11 protein-coding genes are annotated in these 15,358 nt (G+C 60.8%); 7 read left to right on the top strand and 4 right to left on the bottom strand.

Features of this window, described 5'->3' with window-relative positions; all coding sequences use genetic code 11:
- Positions 1 to 12: 12 nt before the first annotated feature.
- From B0G77_RS40830 to B0G77_RS40845, 4 genes are all read right to left on the bottom strand, one after another.
- Complete coding sequence (locus tag B0G77_RS40830) at positions 13 to 1,719, bottom strand: FAD-binding protein (RefSeq protein WP_133667510.1); 1,707 nt, start codon at positions 1,717 to 1,719, stop codon at positions 13 to 15.
- A 2-nt stretch (positions 1,720 to 1,721) separates the two neighbouring features.
- Complete coding sequence (locus B0G77_RS40835; protein ID WP_133667511.1) at positions 1,722 to 3,080, bottom strand: aromatic ring-hydroxylating dioxygenase subunit alpha; 1,359 nt, start codon at positions 3,078 to 3,080, stop codon at positions 1,722 to 1,724.
- A gap of 160 nt (positions 3,081 to 3,240) precedes the next feature.
- Entirely contained in the window at positions 3,241 to 4,170 is a 930-nt protein-coding gene (locus tag B0G77_RS40840; RefSeq protein ID WP_133667512.1) for an FAD-binding protein, read from the bottom strand.
- Between the two features lie 2 nt (positions 4,171 to 4,172).
- Positions 4,173 to 4,922 (bottom strand): electron transfer flavoprotein subunit beta/FixA family protein, encoded by a 750-nt coding sequence (locus B0G77_RS40845; RefSeq protein ID WP_133667646.1) that lies wholly within the window; start codon positions 4,920 to 4,922, stop codon positions 4,173 to 4,175.
- Positions 4,923 to 5,050: 128 nt separating this feature from the next.
- Here B0G77_RS40845 and B0G77_RS40850 point away from each other — a divergent pair, with 128 nt between their 5' ends.
- From B0G77_RS40850 to B0G77_RS40880, 7 genes are all read left to right on the top strand, one after another.
- Positions 5,051 to 6,061 (top strand): NAD(P)-dependent alcohol dehydrogenase, encoded by a 1,011-nt coding sequence (locus tag B0G77_RS40850; RefSeq protein WP_133667513.1) that lies wholly within the window; start codon positions 5,051 to 5,053, stop codon positions 6,059 to 6,061.
- A gap of 201 nt (positions 6,062 to 6,262) precedes the next feature.
- Positions 6,263 to 7,057, top strand: a complete 795-nt coding sequence (locus B0G77_RS40855; protein WP_133667514.1) for a glucose 1-dehydrogenase — start codon at positions 6,263 to 6,265, stop codon at positions 7,055 to 7,057.
- Between the two features lie 76 nt (positions 7,058 to 7,133).
- Positions 7,134 to 7,937 carry an SDR family oxidoreductase gene (locus B0G77_RS40860; RefSeq protein ID WP_133667515.1) on the top strand — a complete coding sequence of 268 codons (804 nt, stop codon included), beginning with the start codon at positions 7,134 to 7,136 and terminating at the stop codon, positions 7,935 to 7,937.
- Positions 7,938 to 8,207: 270 nt separating this feature from the next.
- Positions 8,208 to 9,917 (top strand): DUF1302 family protein, encoded by a 1,710-nt coding sequence (locus B0G77_RS40865; RefSeq protein ID WP_133667516.1) that lies wholly within the window; start codon positions 8,208 to 8,210, stop codon positions 9,915 to 9,917.
- Positions 9,918 to 9,934: 17 nt separating this feature from the next.
- Positions 9,935 to 11,296 carry a DUF1329 domain-containing protein gene (locus B0G77_RS40870; protein WP_133667517.1) on the top strand — a complete coding sequence of 454 codons (1,362 nt, stop codon included), beginning with the start codon at positions 9,935 to 9,937 and terminating at the stop codon, positions 11,294 to 11,296.
- Between the two features lie 126 nt (positions 11,297 to 11,422).
- Positions 11,423 to 12,523 (top strand): YCF48-related protein, encoded by a 1,101-nt coding sequence (locus B0G77_RS40875; RefSeq protein WP_133667518.1) that lies wholly within the window; start codon positions 11,423 to 11,425, stop codon positions 12,521 to 12,523.
- A 33-nt stretch (positions 12,524 to 12,556) separates the two neighbouring features.
- Positions 12,557 to 15,088, top strand: coding sequence for an MMPL family transporter (locus B0G77_RS40880; protein WP_133667519.1), 2,532 nt, complete (start codon positions 12,557 to 12,559; stop codon positions 15,086 to 15,088).
- Positions 15,089 to 15,358: the final 270 nt, after the last annotated feature.

The raw sequence follows: 15,358 nt of genomic DNA on the forward strand, positions 1-15,358 counted from the left end.
GGTCTCCTTCGATCACCAGATCGTTTGTGCGCCGCTGGCATGCAGCGCGGCGATGTAGCCGAATACGAATGACGCGCCGATACTGCTGCCCGCGCCGGGATAACAGCGGCCTACCACGGACGCCGTGCAGTTGCCTGTCGCGTAAAGCCCCGGAATCACCGAACCGTCGTCCTTGAGCACGCGGGCGTATTCGTCCGTGACGAGTCCACCAGCCGTGCCGACGTCGCCGGGATACATGCGGACGGCGTAAAACGGCGCCTGCTCGATCGGGCCGAGGTTCGGGTTCGGCTTGATCGTCGGGTCGCCGTGGCAGCGGTCGAAAGCCCGAGAGCCTCGCCCATAGTCGCTGTCCACGCCCGTCCTGCAGAAACCGTTGAAGCGCGTCACAGTTGCCTGCAGGCCGGCGGCATCAATACCGCATTTCGCAGCCAGCTCGTCGATCGATCCAGCCTTGATCATGTAACCGCTGTCCAGCCATTGCTGCGGGATCTGCCCCTGCATCGCGGTGCCCCAGGGGTAATACTTACGCTGACGGCTGTCCATGACCACCCAGCTCGGCACGGCCTTACCAGTCTCCTTCTGGCGCTGATACATCCGCTGACCGATCTCCATGTAGGCGCCGGCTTCATCGCAAAAGCGCTGACCGTCCTGGTCTACCATGATCGAGAACGGCAACGACAGGTCGAGGTGGTGCATGAAGGGCAGCGGCGTGCCGTCCGGCGCACGTGCGCCCTCGGGCAGCGTCTCATCGGGACCGAGCGAAGTGACGACCCACCAGGCTTCTTCCATGCAATCCACTGCGCCGCCGATCGCTACGGCCGCCTCGAGAATCTCGCCGGTGTCGCCAGGGTTGGCGTTCGTCCAGTTACTGGAGGACGGCTGCGGCTGGTACTTGCGGCGCATTTCAGCATTGCGCGAAAAGCCGCCCGTGTTCAACAGCACGCCCTCGCGAGCACACACGCGCATTTCGCGCCCACCGCGCACTGCGATCACACCCCTGACGCGGCCGTCCTCGACGATGAGATCGCGCACCGGTGTATCGGTCCAGATAGGAATATCGGCACGCAGCGCCATTTGCAGCATGCGCCCCTGGATCGCCGCACCGTTTGAAACCAGCTCCTTGCCCGTCACCTTCTGATACAGCATCCGGCCCACGAGCTGCATCGCCTTGCGTTTGCCGCCCCATGTACGCTTTAACAGGAACAACTCAGGGAACTCGTTCGAGTTCGCAGGAATCGACGGCCCCTTGTACCGCGAGAGTTTCGGAGCCCACTCGCCCAGTTCCTTGATGTCGAACAGTTTGGCCAGCAACGAGCGGCCGCGAGGTTCGCCACCCGGCAACGTGTCGTAGTAGTCGGACCAGCCATCACCATAGACAAACTGCATGCCCTGCTGTTCGAGAAACTCGGCCATCTTCGGACCCGTGCGCAAATACGCCTCCCGACGAGCCGGAGATGTTCCGGGACCCTGATACGTGACTGCCGCATCGAAATATTCCCGCGCGCGTTCGTATGAGTCGTGCACGCCGTGGCGCTTCATCACGTGATTGTTCGGCAGCCACCAGACACCGCCGGAGTAACCCGTCGAGCCTCCTACTTTTGGCTGCTTCTCAATGATGACGGCTTCTTTACCTGCCTTCTTGCACGCAAGCGCGGCGCACATCGAACCGCCGCCACTGCCCACCACCACGAAGTCGTAGCTTGCATCCCAACTGGCCATGCTCAATCCCCCTGCGCAATGAATTCCCGCAGCGCGCGGTGGAAATTGGACACAGACGTCTCCTGCAACGGGTTCGTGCGCGAGCCTTTGAAACCCCGCGATTTCATGCCCTGCTGCACGTTCGACATGTTCTGGAAATCCTGCCACAGGATGAGACCGAAATTCTCCAGTGCGTTCTGTTTCCAGTCGTCGACACCGTAGTAGAACTCACGCTTGAGCGGCGGCTCGGCACCGGGCGCATAACGCACCAGCGACCAGATATCGTAAATACAGGAATCGGGGTTGTCGCCATCCGGCCGCGCGCGATAGAACAGCGCGCCATCAGGGTATGGCAGGAAGATCAGGTTCGGGAACACGTGCCAGTCAGCGCCCGCGCGCCCCATCTGCTCGAAAGAGATTTCGGGCCAGCCCGCGCCTTCGGCGACGGCTGCTTCACGCTGGAATTCCATGGCCTTCGCCAGCACTTCGAACTGGTTGCCGCTGGGCGCCATTTCGGTCAGCAGACGTTTGGAAGCTTCGTAGTCGCGCGCTGAATTGATGGCCTTCAGCGTGTCTTCCATCACCTTGAAGAAATTGACCAGCCCCTGGCGCACGTCTTCAGGCATCGGCTTGCCGGTACGCGATGAAGGGGCGCCGATGAAACGCTGTGCTGTCGCGTAGCCGAACATCCCGTGGCGTCCGTAGGCAAAACTGCGGGTGACATCGTCGCCGGCCACGTCGAGCAGTTGCGGGTGTGTGGCAGAAACGTGATAGCCCTCGTTGAATGCCTCAAGCGCGACCTTCCAGTTGCACGGCAACCGAATCGACTTGTACCAGCGGTAACGCATCTTTTCAAACTCGAAGCAGTTCGTGATTTCGGGTACGGGTTCAAGGAACTTTGCAAGTGGCTCCGCGTTGGGATCCATGTTGATGAACACGAATCCACCCCACGTATCGACCTGCACTTCCTGCAGGCGCAGATCGCCGTCGGCCATGTCGGGGCAGCCTTCCCAATCGCTGCGATCGAGCACGCGCGCGATGCTGCCGTCAAGGTTCCATTGCCAGCCGTGGTAGTTGCAGTGAAACTTCGCTGCCTTGCCGCAGCCGTTCGTCAGACGCCTGCCACGATGCTGGCAGACGTTGTAATAGGCCTTGATCTGGTCGGCCGCAGTGCGCACAACGATGATCGACTCACCGATCACGTCGAATGTCACATAGTCGCCGACGCCAGTCAGCTCCTCCAGCCGGCATGCCACCTGCCACACGCGCGGCCACAGGTTCCGGGTTTCCCGGTCGAGGAACTGCTTTGAAAGGTAACTATCCTTTGGAACGAAATCGAGGCGGACGGCATGCTCACCCGAACTGGAACTCGTGTCGCGCATTGATATCTCCTTCGTGGTATCGCCGGCTTGCTTGCTGATTCTGGATTCTTGTTATCCGGTTCGCCGGCCCGCGAAGGCTTCGTGGCGCATCGGTCGGTATATATGAACATCGTTCAAAATACTAGGCTGACGTAAAGAACGTTGTCAATCCGGGTGAACGTCAGCCCAGCGCCTCTGTGAGTGCTGGAACGGCTTCAAAAAGATCGGCTGCGAGACCATAATCGGCGACCTGAAAAATTGGCGCCTCGCTATCCTTGTTGATCGCAACGATGACCTTCGAATCCTTCATGCCTGCCAGATGCTGGATTGCGCCGGAGATGCCTACGGCGATGTAAAGCTGCGGCGCGACGATCTTGCCGGTCTGCCCGACCTGGTAGTCGTTCGGCACGAATCCCGCATCCACTGCTGCGCGCGATGCGCCGACCGCTGCGCCGAGTTTGTCGGCGAGTGCATCGAGCAGCCTGAAGTTCTCGCCGTTCTGCATGCCGCGGCCGCCGGATACGACGATGCTGGCGGCCGCCAGTTCTGGACGGCTCGATTTCGTCAGTTCCCGGTCGACGAAACGCGCGCGTTCAAAGGCTGGCGCGACCTGCACGGACTCGACCGGCGCACTGCCTTCCAACAGCGCGGCGTCGAAGGTTGTCGTGCGGATGGTCAGGACTTTGACAGGATCGACCGACCTGACAGTGGCGAGCGCATTCCCGGCGTAGATCGGCCGCACAAAAGTATCCACCGCCTTGATGGCCACGACTTCGGAAATCTGCGCGCAGTCGAGCAACGCGGCCACACGGGGCATGAAGTTCTTGCCGACGGCTGTCGAAGCAGCTATCACGTGGCTGTACGGCTGCGCCAGCGACACCACCAGCGCAGCGAGGTTCTCTGGCAACGCGTGCGCATACGCAGCGGCGTCCACGTGCAGGACCTTGCTCACCCCGCTTACTTTCGTAGCGTCGGCCACCGCACCAGACGCTTCGTAGCCGGCGACCAGCAGATGAACGTCGCCGCCGATCTGCATCGCGGCAGTGACCGCGCTGAGCGTCGCACGGTGGAGCATTGCATTGTCGTGTTCAGCAATAACAAGAATGGACATGGTCAGATCACCTTGGCTTCATTGCGCAGTTTTTCGAGCAACGACTCGACGTCGGGCACCATCATTCCGCTCTTGCGCGATGGCGGCTCGGTCACTTCCAGCACAGTAAGGCGCGGCGTCACATCCACACCCAGGATTTCAGGCGTCAGGGTATCGAGCGGCTTCTTCTTCGCTTTCATGATGTTGGGCAGCGTCACATAGCGCGGACTGTTCAGGCGCAGATCGGTGGTGATCACCGCGGGAAGATCTAGCGCAACGCGTTCGAGCCCACCGTCGATTTCGCGCGTCACGGTCAGCACGCCGTCCGCGACTTCTGTCCTGAAGGCGAAGGTGGCCTGCGGCCAACCGAGCAGTCCGGCGAGTTTCTGACCGGTCTGGCCGGCGTCATTGTCAATAGCCTGCTTGCCCAGCAGCACCAGTTGTGGTGCTTCACGCTCGACGATGGCGGCCATGAGCTTTGCGACCGCGAGAGGCTGTAGTTCGACTGCTGTCTCGACCAGGATCGCGCGATCGGCGCCCATGGCAAGCGCTGTGCGCAAGACCTCCTGCGACTGGGCGGTGCCAGCGGAAATCACGAGGACCTCGTTGGCGACCCCCGCTTCCTTCAGCCGCACGGCCTCTTCCACCGCGATTTCGTCGAACGGATTCATAGCCATTTTGACGTTGGCCAGATCGACGCCGGACCCATCGGTTTTAACCCGAGGCTTCACGTTGTAGTCGATCACGCGCTTCACCGCGACCAGTATTTTCAATTGACTCTCCAGACGCTTTTGTGAACAATGTTCTACATTCTGAACCTGTTCTTTCTCTGCTGTCAACGACAACGCAGGTCCCTTGGAGGACGATTCAGGTACCCAGTAGACAATTACGGAGGCGACAAATGAAGCTGTATCGCTGCGCACGGATGGAGGGTATTGCAGGGCTGGAGTTGCGTGAGGAACCGGATCTGCCGTCACCGGGGCCACATCAGGTGCTAATGAAAGTGAATGCCAGTTCATTGAATTTTCGCGAGCTGCTATTCATGAACGGGGCGCTCGGCGACTCGCTGCGGCCTGACTTCATTCCGGCCTCCGACGGAGCGGGCACCGTAGTCGCCGTCGGTTCCCGAGTGCGGCGCGTGAAGCCTGGAGACCGGGTCGTGGCGACTTTCTATGACAACTGGACGGGCGGTACGATACCGCAGCACGCCGACACACTGGGACGCGGCGCGATCGTCGAAGGCATGCTGCGCGATAGGGCGCTGCTGAGCGAAGAAGAACTGGTCACGATACCGGACCACTTGTCGGACGAAGAAGCAGCCACGCTGCCGTGTGCGGCCCTCACCGCCTGGAATGCGTTGTGCCTGCACGCGCCGCTCCTGCCCGGCCAGAGCGTGGTAGTGCAAGGAACGGGCGGGGTGTCGATCTTCGCCCTGCAACTTGCCAGGTTCTTCGGCGCGCGAGTCATCGCCACGTCCTCGAGCGACGCGAAGCTCGCCCGGCTCGCGGCATTGGGCGCCGATGCGACCATCAACTACCGCGACACGCCGCAATGGGCGGACGCCGTACTGGAGTTCACCGGCGGCCAGGGCGCAGACCTAATCGTCGAGGTCGGTGGCGCGGCAACCTTCGCCCAGTCGGTCGCCGCCGCCCGCAAAGGCGGCCGGATCAGCGTGGTAGGCATGCTCACCGGTGCACCCTCGCCCGGCGACGGTTTTTTCATGCGCGGTCTGTCTATCGCGCCGATTCACGTGGGTTCCAGGCAGGATTTCGAAGCCATGAACCGCGCAATCGATTTCCACCGGCTGAAGCCCGTGATCGATTCGACATTTCCCTTTGCGGACGTGCCGGACGCACTGCGTCACCTGGAAAGCCAGCGCCATTTCGGCAAGATCGTGATCCGGCACGGCTAGCGATTGGGGGCGGACGGCTGGCCCCTGCCTGTGGCGATCCGCGCTGTTTCCGATCCCGGTGCCCCCGCGTATACCCCATTTCACGGCCGCCTTAAATTATTCATAATGTAGAACATCGTTCGAATGTTCCAATCTGCCGTCGATCTACTGGCTATGCAGTTCGTCATCGGATAGCCGACGGTTCCTGGTGCAAACTCGCCAATGAAAATGTTCTCACTCGATGGTCAAGTCGCGCTCGTCACGGGTGCCTCACGCGGTCTGGGACTGGCGATGGCGAGCGCACTCGCGTTCGCCGGCGCGACTGTCGTGCTTGCCGCGCGCTCGCGCGCCAGCCTCGAAGCGGCCGCCGCGTCCACTCGCAGCGCCACTGGCGCCGGCAGCGAACGAATCGACTTCGAGCCATTCGATCTCACCGATCAGCCCGGCCTTGAGACGGCCGTACGGAATGTCCTCGCGCGCCATGGAAGGATCGACATTCTGCTGAACAATGCCGGTATCTGCGAGTGGAGCGATTTCCTGCAATCGACCCCGCAGATGTGGCACCGAACGATGGACACCAATGTCACCGCGGCCTACCTGCTTGCGCAGCAAGTATCCCCGTCGATGATCGAGCACGGACACGGCCGCATCATCAATGTCGGCTCGTACGTTTCGGTACTCGGGCGCGAAAAGTTGCAGGCTTACGTGGCGAGCAAACACGCAGTGGCGGGCCTCACGAAGGCGCTCGGCGCCGAACTGGGACGCCACGGAATCCGCTGTAATTGCATTTGCCCCGGTTACTTCATGACCGACATGGCCGAGCCTGTCACATCGAATCCGCAGATGAAAGAGATCGTCCGGTCGCACATTTCCGTCGGACGCTGGGGACGTCCAGAAGAACTTGGCGGCGCAGCCGTATTCCTCGCCTCAGAAGCCAGTTCCTATATGAACGGACAAATGCTGATGGTCGACGGCGGTGTCTCGGAGATCCTCTGCTTCCCGATGTCAGTGGTCTAGCCCTTCTGTCGTGCGCAAGCGGCTTGCGAAGTCACGCAGCGAAGCCGTGTCATCAATCCCTCAAGAGAGTACTTACATGAACACCAGGTCGTTGGCTTCGCTGCTGGATCTCCGCGGCAAGACCGCACTCGTTACCGGCGCGGCGCAGGGCATCGGCGAAGCCATTGCAATACGACTCGCGGAAGCTGGCTCAGCCGTCGTGATCTGCGATATCAATGGTGAGCGGGCAGAACAAACCGCCCAGTCGATCAGGGACACCGGCGCCCAGGCCATTGCGATCAGAGCCGACGTCGCCCGCGTCGCCGACACCCAGACGGCGATCAACGCTGCGGTCGAAACCTTCGGCAGCATCGATATCCTCGTCAACAACGCTGCACTGGTCGCCCCCTCGCCGGTCATGGAGATCGACGAAAAGCTCTGGGATACCGTGCTCGATATCGATCTAAAGGGCGTGTTTTTCCAGGCGCAGGCAGCGGCGCGTCAGATGATCGCCGCAGGGCGAGGCGGCAAGATCATCAATATCGCTTCGGTCGATGCCGTGCTGCCGGTTGGCGGACTGGTTCCCTACGATTCAGCCAAGGGCGGCGTCGCGATGATGACCAGGTCGCTCGCCAAGGAACTCGGCAAACACGGGATCACGGTGAACGCGGTCGCCCCCGGTGGCGTCGCAACGCCGGGCGCGCGCGAAGCATCGCCAGGAATCATGGCCGTCCTCGGCATCGCGCCCGAAGCAATCGCCAATCTGCCGATCCGCTCGACCCTCGGCCGCTACGCTGAACCTGACGACATCGCCAAGGTCGTCTACTTCCTGAGCACAGGTCTAGCCGATTACATGACCGGCGCATTCGTGACCGTCGACGGAGGTTATCTGCTGATCTGACCGGGCGCGGGTCGGACGGTTGCCAGCCGGCTACCCGAAACAACGTTGACAACCCCGGCATCGGCGTTTATATTTACGAACACTATTCACCTTTTTCCATCTCGGGCGACGAAGAAAGCGACCTGCAATCTGGAGAGAGCCCGGTCAGCAGAACGCAGTGGTCAACGGTGGACCTCACTCCATCGAACGTTGAAAAAAGCGGACGAAGTTTCGCAGGCTTAATCGGACATCTGAGCAGTCGGCCAAAAGGTTCAACATAGAGGAGACAAAATGAAACACCACCGACCGCGGCCCACGCCAATCAGTGTCGCCGTATGGACCACCTGCATGGCCGCAGCCTGCGGGCTCTACAGCACAAGCGGGCTGGCTTTCGAGATCACCACGCCGAATCCGGACATCGAGATGCACTGGGACAACACGGTGCGCGGCGATTACGGCATGCGTCTGCAAGGCCGCGACGGCTTCTACACCAACAGTCCGACCTACGACGAAGGCGATCTGTCGACATCGAAATTCGGCACGATTCAGGCGCGCCTGAACCTCTTCAGCGAGTTCGACCTCAAGTACAAGGACAACTGGGGGTTCCGCGTGAGCGCCGCCGCGTGGTACGACCCCAGCTACACCAATCACGTCAGCAACAACACCTCTTTGCCGTCGCCCAACAACCTTCCGAACTACCCGGGCAACACCTACACGAGCTATATCGAGAAATACTACGGGGGCCCCAGCGGCGAACTGCGCGATGCGTTCGTGTTTGGCTCATTCAATCTTGGCGATCACCCGGTCGACGTCAAGCTGGGTCGCACCGCCATCACCTGGGGCCAGTCCGCCTTCGCGACCCTCGGCGGCACAAACTCGATCGCGTTCGCCCAGCAGCCGATCGACCTGTACAAGGCCACCATCAGCCCGAGCGCCTCGCTGAAAGAGGTGGTGCTGCCGACCACCCAGGCGGTCGTGTCGACCAAACTGACCGACACCATCACCCTCGCGGCGCAGTACACCTTCGAATGGGACTACGACCGCATTCCGGAAGGCGGTACGTATTTTGGTGGCGCAGACGCGATTCTCTACGGGCCGCCGGTTGCCGCTTATACGGAGATTCCGGGACTTGGGCCGGTACCGCTGAACCGGGTCGCTCCGATCAAGGGCCAGTCGGGTGACGTCGGCGTCGAGGGCAAGTGGCGAATCGATGCGATCGGCAGCACAGCGGAACTGGCCTTCCGTCACTTTGCGATGAAATTCCCGTGGGCCGCTCTGGTCGCCCCCGGCCGCGGCGTAAACCTGGGTTTCGTTACGCTGCCCGGCATCCAGGCGCAATATGGCAATAACGTCAATCTGGTCGGCGCCGGAATCAACGGCCCGCTCGGCAACGCCGCATACGCAGCTGAAATTTCCTATCGCTGGAATATGCCGCTAAGCCCCACCAGTACGACCACGATCAACAACGCCCCGACGGGTCGCACGCTGCACGGGTTGTTCAACCTGACGGAGTCTGTCGGCAAGACGCCGTTCTGGGACAACATGTTCATCCAGGGCGAATTCGCGTTCAACCGGCTGATGTCCGTGCAAAGCAATGCGGGCAATCTCGCATTGTCCGGCTACGATACGTCAGGACAATGCTCGGCTAGCGGTAACAATCCGTTCAACAACTGCGCGTCTCGCTTCTGGATGGGCCTGGGTATCGGCGCGAGTCCGCAGTGGTATCAGGTATTTCCGGGTGTCGATCTGACCATGCCCCTCTTCATCAACCTGAACCTCAAGGGCTACTCACCGGTAATCAACAACGCTGGCGAATCGCAAGGCTTCAATACCTTCCTGATCGGCCTGGACTTTAATATCCACAACAAGCATGAGATAGATATCACCTACACGTACTACACGAACAAGAAAGGATTCTCGAGTAGCGGCTCGGCTTCCGCGGTCGGCGGCCCTTATAGCGACAAATCCTGGCTCGGCATCACCTACCAGACCACGTTCTAAGACAGATGGAGACAGCTGTGAAACGCATATCAAAACTCGTCAAGGCGCTCGCGGTCGTTGTACCGCTGTGCGCCGCGCCCCTTATGGGTTCTCCCGCACTCGCCAACGAGTCGGGCCTCACGCCGTTCGGCGCTGAAATCGCGGGTAACAAGGACGGCTCCATTCCCGCCTATGCCGGTGGCCTCACCACCGCGCCAGCGGGCTTCAAGCCCGACAGCGGCAAATGGGCCGACCCGTACCCCGATGAAAAACCGATACTGCAGATCACCGCGCAGAACTATCAGCAATACGCTGACAAACTGAGCGCCAGCGCGCAGGAGCTTTTCAAGCGCTATCCGACTTACCGGATGGATGTGTACCCGACGCATCGCAGCGCATCGTACCCGGACTGGTATCTGGCAAATTCGGAGAAAAATGCCTCTACCGCGAAGCTGGACAAAAACGGCCTGTACCTGAGCGGCGCCTTTGCCGGCAAGCCGTTCCCGGTACCCAAGACCGGCCAGGAAGCGATCTGGGACTGGGAACTGCGCTATGTCGGTACCGCGCAACGCAACACCGTGAAGACGTTTCTGGTCGACACCGCAGGCAACCCGACGCTCGCTGCGCAGTTCAAGAGTTCTCTCCTGTACCCCTATTACGACACCAAGAACGAGGACGAATTCAAGAAGAAAGGTGGCGAAACAATCTGGTACCAGGTCTACAACGACTACGGCGCGCCTGCGCGTCTGATCGGCGAAACGACACTCTTCTGGTATTTCATGGATTCCGCCGACCACGATCAGCAATCGTGGATGTACAGCCCAGGCCAGCGCCGCGTGCGGGTCGCACCCGACCTCGCCTACGACACGCCTAACCCGGGTTACTCAGGCGCAATCACGATGGACGACATCCAGTTGTTCTACGGCCGGCTGGACCGCTGGAACATGAAACTGGTCGGCAAGAAGGAAATGTACATTCCGTACAACGACTACAAGCAGCAATACGAAACGCCTGCAAGCAAGATCCTCACCCCGAAGTTCGTCAACCCGGACACGACGCGTTGGGAATTGCACCGCGTATGGGTCGTCGAGTTGACACTCAAGCCTAATGTCCGTCACGTGTACAGCAAGAAGATGATGTACATGGATGAAGACGGCGGCGGCGGAGCGATGGATGCCTACGACCAGTCAGGAAAGCTGTACCGAGGCGGCTTTGAAACCACGGTGCCGGCGTACGACTACAAGGTGCCCTACTCGCTTGGCAACTGGTTCTACGACTTCGGTAGTGGCGTATACATCTTCGGCAGCCATCCGGCCGAGTCGCCGGGGATCTTCTTCAATGTCAGCTTCCCCAGGGATTACTTCACGCCGGACCGGATGCAGTCGACAGGTATCCGCTAGAGCACGACGGCAGGCATTGCGCGACGCATGGCTTGCCGTCGCCGCGCAATGCCGCACCAGGATAAGAATAAGAACGAGACAGACCGTCGCGGCGCCGCGCGCGCCGCGACGGCGCAAGGAGATGAAATGAGCCTCAGAACACCCCGCGTTCCTGTTTCGGGCATCCCGGCTCTCACGCTGGCGCTGGTGGCCGCTGCGTGTCTCGCGACCGGCGAGGCGAGCGCCGCTTTTCACGACCCGATCGACACTCCTGCCGCGATGGCCCCCAATGCCGCCCACGAACCTATGATGTCTATCGCCCAGGCAGGCAAGCGGCTCGTCGCTGTCGGGCCGCGCGGCGTCATTCTCCTGTCCGACGACGACGCCGCACATTGGCGTCAGGTGCCAAGCCCGGTGAGTTCGGATCTGGTCTCAATCATGTTCGCGACGCCGCAGCACGGCTGGGCGGTGGGACACGACGGACAGGTACTGCAAAGTGCGGACGGCGGCGCCACGTGGCACAAGCAGCTCGACGGCATGCAGGCGGCAAAACTGATGCAGAGCTTCTATTCGCAGCAGACCGGCGCTTCGCCGGACCTGAAGGCGGCACAAGATGAAGCCGCACGCTTTCTCGCCGACATGGGCGGCCGCCCATTCCTTGACGTATGGTTCGACAACGACCGCTCGGGCTGGGTGATTGGCTCGTTTAACATCATTTTTCATACCCAGGACGGCGGAAAGAGCTGGGAGCCATGGTTCGACCGCGTTGACAATCCGAACGCGCTGAACCTGCACACCATCCGCCGCATCGGGTCCACGCTTTATATTGCCGGCGAACAGGGTCTCCTGCTCAGGCTCGACGAAGGCGCGCAGCGTTTTGTCGCGCTCAAGACACCGTCGAAGAGCAGCTTCTTTGGCCTTGTTTCAAGCGGCTCGACGCTGATCGCCTACGGCCTGCTGGGTAACGCGGTCCGCACCGACGACAACGGCGAGACGTGGCAAAAAATCACACTACCGACCGGCGCGAGCATACTGGCCGGCGGACAACTGGCAGACGGCCGGCTACTGCTTGCGACGCAGGCGGGCGAGCTGCTGGTCAGTAGCGACCGGGGCACAACCTTCACCCGCCTCGGCGCGCCCGTACCTGGCGCTGTCTTCAGCCTGACAACGCGTGGCAGCGAGGTTATCGTGACCGGCGCCGCCGGACTATCCCGTGTCGACCTCCCGGCCGCGGGCGCCACAAAATAAGCGTGTTATTCCATCGCATTCCAGGAGTCAGACATGGCGGCAGGTAACAACGCCCAATTCGACAAGATGCCGGTAGTCACTGATCCCACTATGTTCGACCGGCGTTCCGGAAACGCACTCGAACGGCTCATTTTCAATCGTCGTCCGTGGCTTGTGCTGATCTGCGCAATCGTGACAGTAATTCTCGGTTTTCAGGCGTCGCGGCTCGAAGTCAATGCAAGCTTCGAGAAGATGATCCCGCTCTCGCACCCCTCCATCCGCAACTATCTGACGAACAAGGCAGATCTCAAGGGTCTCGGTAATTCGATCCGCGTGGTCGTCGAAGCGAAGAACGGCAATGTTTATGATCCAACCTATCTGAATGCGCTAAAACGGATCAACGATGCCTTGTTCCTGATCCCGGGCGTCGATCGGCCAGGCGTCAAATCGTTGTGGATGCCGATCGTGCGCTGGAATACGGTGACTGAAAATGGCTTTGCGGGCGGTCCTGTCATGCCCGAAAGCTACGACGGCTCAGCCGCGCAGATCGACCGGCTCCGCACCAATGTTGCGCGCGCCAACATAGTCGGCAGCCTCGTCGCGAATGATCTGAAGTCGAGCATGATCCAGATCCCGCTGCTCGACGCGTACCCTGATACTGGCAAGCCGCTTGATTACGCGAAGCTCACTCACCAGATCGAAGACGTCCTGCAGCGCGAGTCGCATGGCGAGGTCCGCGTACACGTGGTCGGATTCGCCAAGCTGGTCGGCGACCTGATATCGGGGCTCAAGCTCATCACGATGTACTTCGGGGTGTCGGCACTGATCGCACTCGTACTGATTTTTCTGTACACGCGCTGCATTCGCAGCACTCTGCTGGTCGTGAGCTGCTCGCTGATCGCCGTGATCTGGCAGCTTGGCATCATCAAGACGCTGGGTTTTGTGCTCGACCCCTACTCGATCCTGGTGCCATTCCTTGTGTTCGCGATAGGCGTGTCGCACGGCGCCCAGAAGATGAACGGCATCACACAGGATGTCGGCCGAGGCACACACAAGTATGTCGCCGCACGTTACACCTTCCGGCGTCTGTTCCTTGCCGGCCTCACCGCCCTGCTCGCGGACGTGGTCGGATTCGCCGTGCTGATGGTGATCGACATTCCCGTCATCAAGGATCTCGCCTTTACCGCGAGCGTCGGGGTTGGCGTGCTGGTGTTCACGAACCTGCTATTGCTGCCGGTACTGCTTTCGTACATCGGCGTCAGCCCGTCGGCTGCGCGGCGCAGTGTCAAGACTGAGAAAGAAGAAAACGTGGGGCACAATGCGACGGGTTCGCTATGGAATCTGCTCGACCGTTTCACTGAGCGTCGCTGGGCCACTGCGGCGATTGTGTGCGCAGCGCTCCTCGCCGTTATGGGCTGGAGCGTCAGTCTGAAGCTTCAGATCGGCGACCTCGACGCAGGCGCACCGGAACTGCGACCAGACTCCCGCTATAACATCGACAACGCTTACATCAATGCACACTACGGATTATCGAGCGATCTGTTCGTGATCATCGGAAAGTCTGCGCAAACCAGTTGTGACGGCAACAACTTTCCGCTTGCAGTCGAAGCCGACCGGCTTGAGACCATGCTACGCACCGTGCCTGGCGTCCAGACCACCACCTCGATCGGCGCCCTTTCCCGTTGGGTCACGTCCGGGTTCTACGAGGGTTACCCGAAGTGGTACACGATCGACCGGGTGCCGTCCATCCAGAACAAGACCGTCTCGCAGATCGTGCTCGACCACCCGGACCTGCTGAATGCGACATGTACGACCGCGCCGATCATTGCCTACCTGACGGACCACAAGGCAGCAACATTGGCGCGCGTCATGGCAGCCGCTGAAGATTTTGCCAGGGCACACGACGACAAGGATCACCAGTTTCTGATGGTGGCCGGCTCCGCCGGCATCGATGCGGTGACGAACGTAGTCGTCGCGCGGGCCAACCGGTTGATGTTGTTCATGGTGTATGGAGCGGTAATCCTGCTTTGCTTCATCACCTTCCGTAGCTGGCGCGCTGTGATCGTCGCTGTCGTACCGCTCGCAGTCACGTCGATTCTCTGCGAAGCGTTGATGGTGGTGCTCGGTATCGGCGTGAAAGTATCGACATTGCCGGTAATCGCGTTAGGTGTCGGCATCGGCGTCGACTACGCACTCTATCTGCTGAGCGTTCAGCTGTCGTATCAGCGAGCCGGGCAGCCGCTGGCGGCCGCGTACCGTCATGCGGTGCAGTTCACTGGCAAGGTGGTCGCGCTGGTCGGCGTGACGCTTGCGGCAGGTGTCATTACGTGGGCGTTTTCGCCGATCAAGTTTCAGGCGGACATGGGCATCCTGCTGACATTCATGTTCCTGTGGAACATGATCGGCGCGCTGATCCTCATTCCCGCCCTGTCGCATTTCCTGCTGCGCGGCATTTCCGATGCGGCAAGCAAAGCGGCGGCGACGCCCGTGAAGGCCGAAGCGCCGCAGCAACCGCTGCGCGCGGTGCGTGCCGAGAATCCTGGCGCAACGGGCAGCGCCACCGCTGAACAGACTACACGGGGCTGACCGGAACGACGTGGGCGCGTGAAGCAAACGCGCCCGCTTCGCTCACAGGCAGCCCGTCGATCACTTCCTGACCTTGCATGACCAGGCCGTCGCAGGGGCAATTGGAAGATCGGATCCTCTGGCCTCCAGACTCAGACGCCCCTTTTAGCCGCCTGCACGGCTTCGGGCGCTATCTTGAGACGTATGAGCAGCGCGGCGGCCTCTAGTACATCAGCACGATGAAACCGTGGCATCTCAAGTTCGATATTGAGCGCAGAGACGGCCAATGGC

The sequence above is a fragment of the Paraburkholderia sp. BL10I2N1 genome (assembly GCF_004361815.1).
Taxonomy (GTDB): domain Bacteria; phylum Pseudomonadota; class Gammaproteobacteria; order Burkholderiales; family Burkholderiaceae; genus Paraburkholderia.

Coding starts and splice junctions, on each gene's coding strand:
- B0G77_RS40830 (WP_133667510.1), bottom strand. CDS start 1,719: ATGGCCAGTTGGGATGCAAGCTACGACTTCGTGGTGGTGGGCAGTGGC.
- B0G77_RS40835 (WP_133667511.1), bottom strand. CDS start 3,080: ATGCGCGACACGAGTTCCAGTTCGGGTGAGCATGCCGTCCGCCTCGAT.
- B0G77_RS40840 (WP_133667512.1), bottom strand. CDS start 4,170: ATGTCCATTCTTGTTATTGCTGAACACGACAATGCAATGCTCCACCGT.
- B0G77_RS40850 (WP_133667513.1), top strand. CDS start 5,051: ATGAAGCTGTATCGCTGCGCACGGATGGAGGGTATTGCAGGGCTGGAG.
- B0G77_RS40855 (WP_133667514.1), top strand. CDS start 6,263: ATGAAAATGTTCTCACTCGATGGTCAAGTCGCGCTCGTCACGGGTGCC.
- B0G77_RS40860 (WP_133667515.1), top strand. CDS start 7,134: ATGAACACCAGGTCGTTGGCTTCGCTGCTGGATCTCCGCGGCAAGACC.
- B0G77_RS40865 (WP_133667516.1), top strand. CDS start 8,208: ATGAAACACCACCGACCGCGGCCCACGCCAATCAGTGTCGCCGTATGG.
- B0G77_RS40875 (WP_133667518.1), top strand. CDS start 11,423: ATGAGCCTCAGAACACCCCGCGTTCCTGTTTCGGGCATCCCGGCTCTC.
- B0G77_RS40880 (WP_133667519.1), top strand. CDS start 12,557: ATGGCGGCAGGTAACAACGCCCAATTCGACAAGATGCCGGTAGTCACT.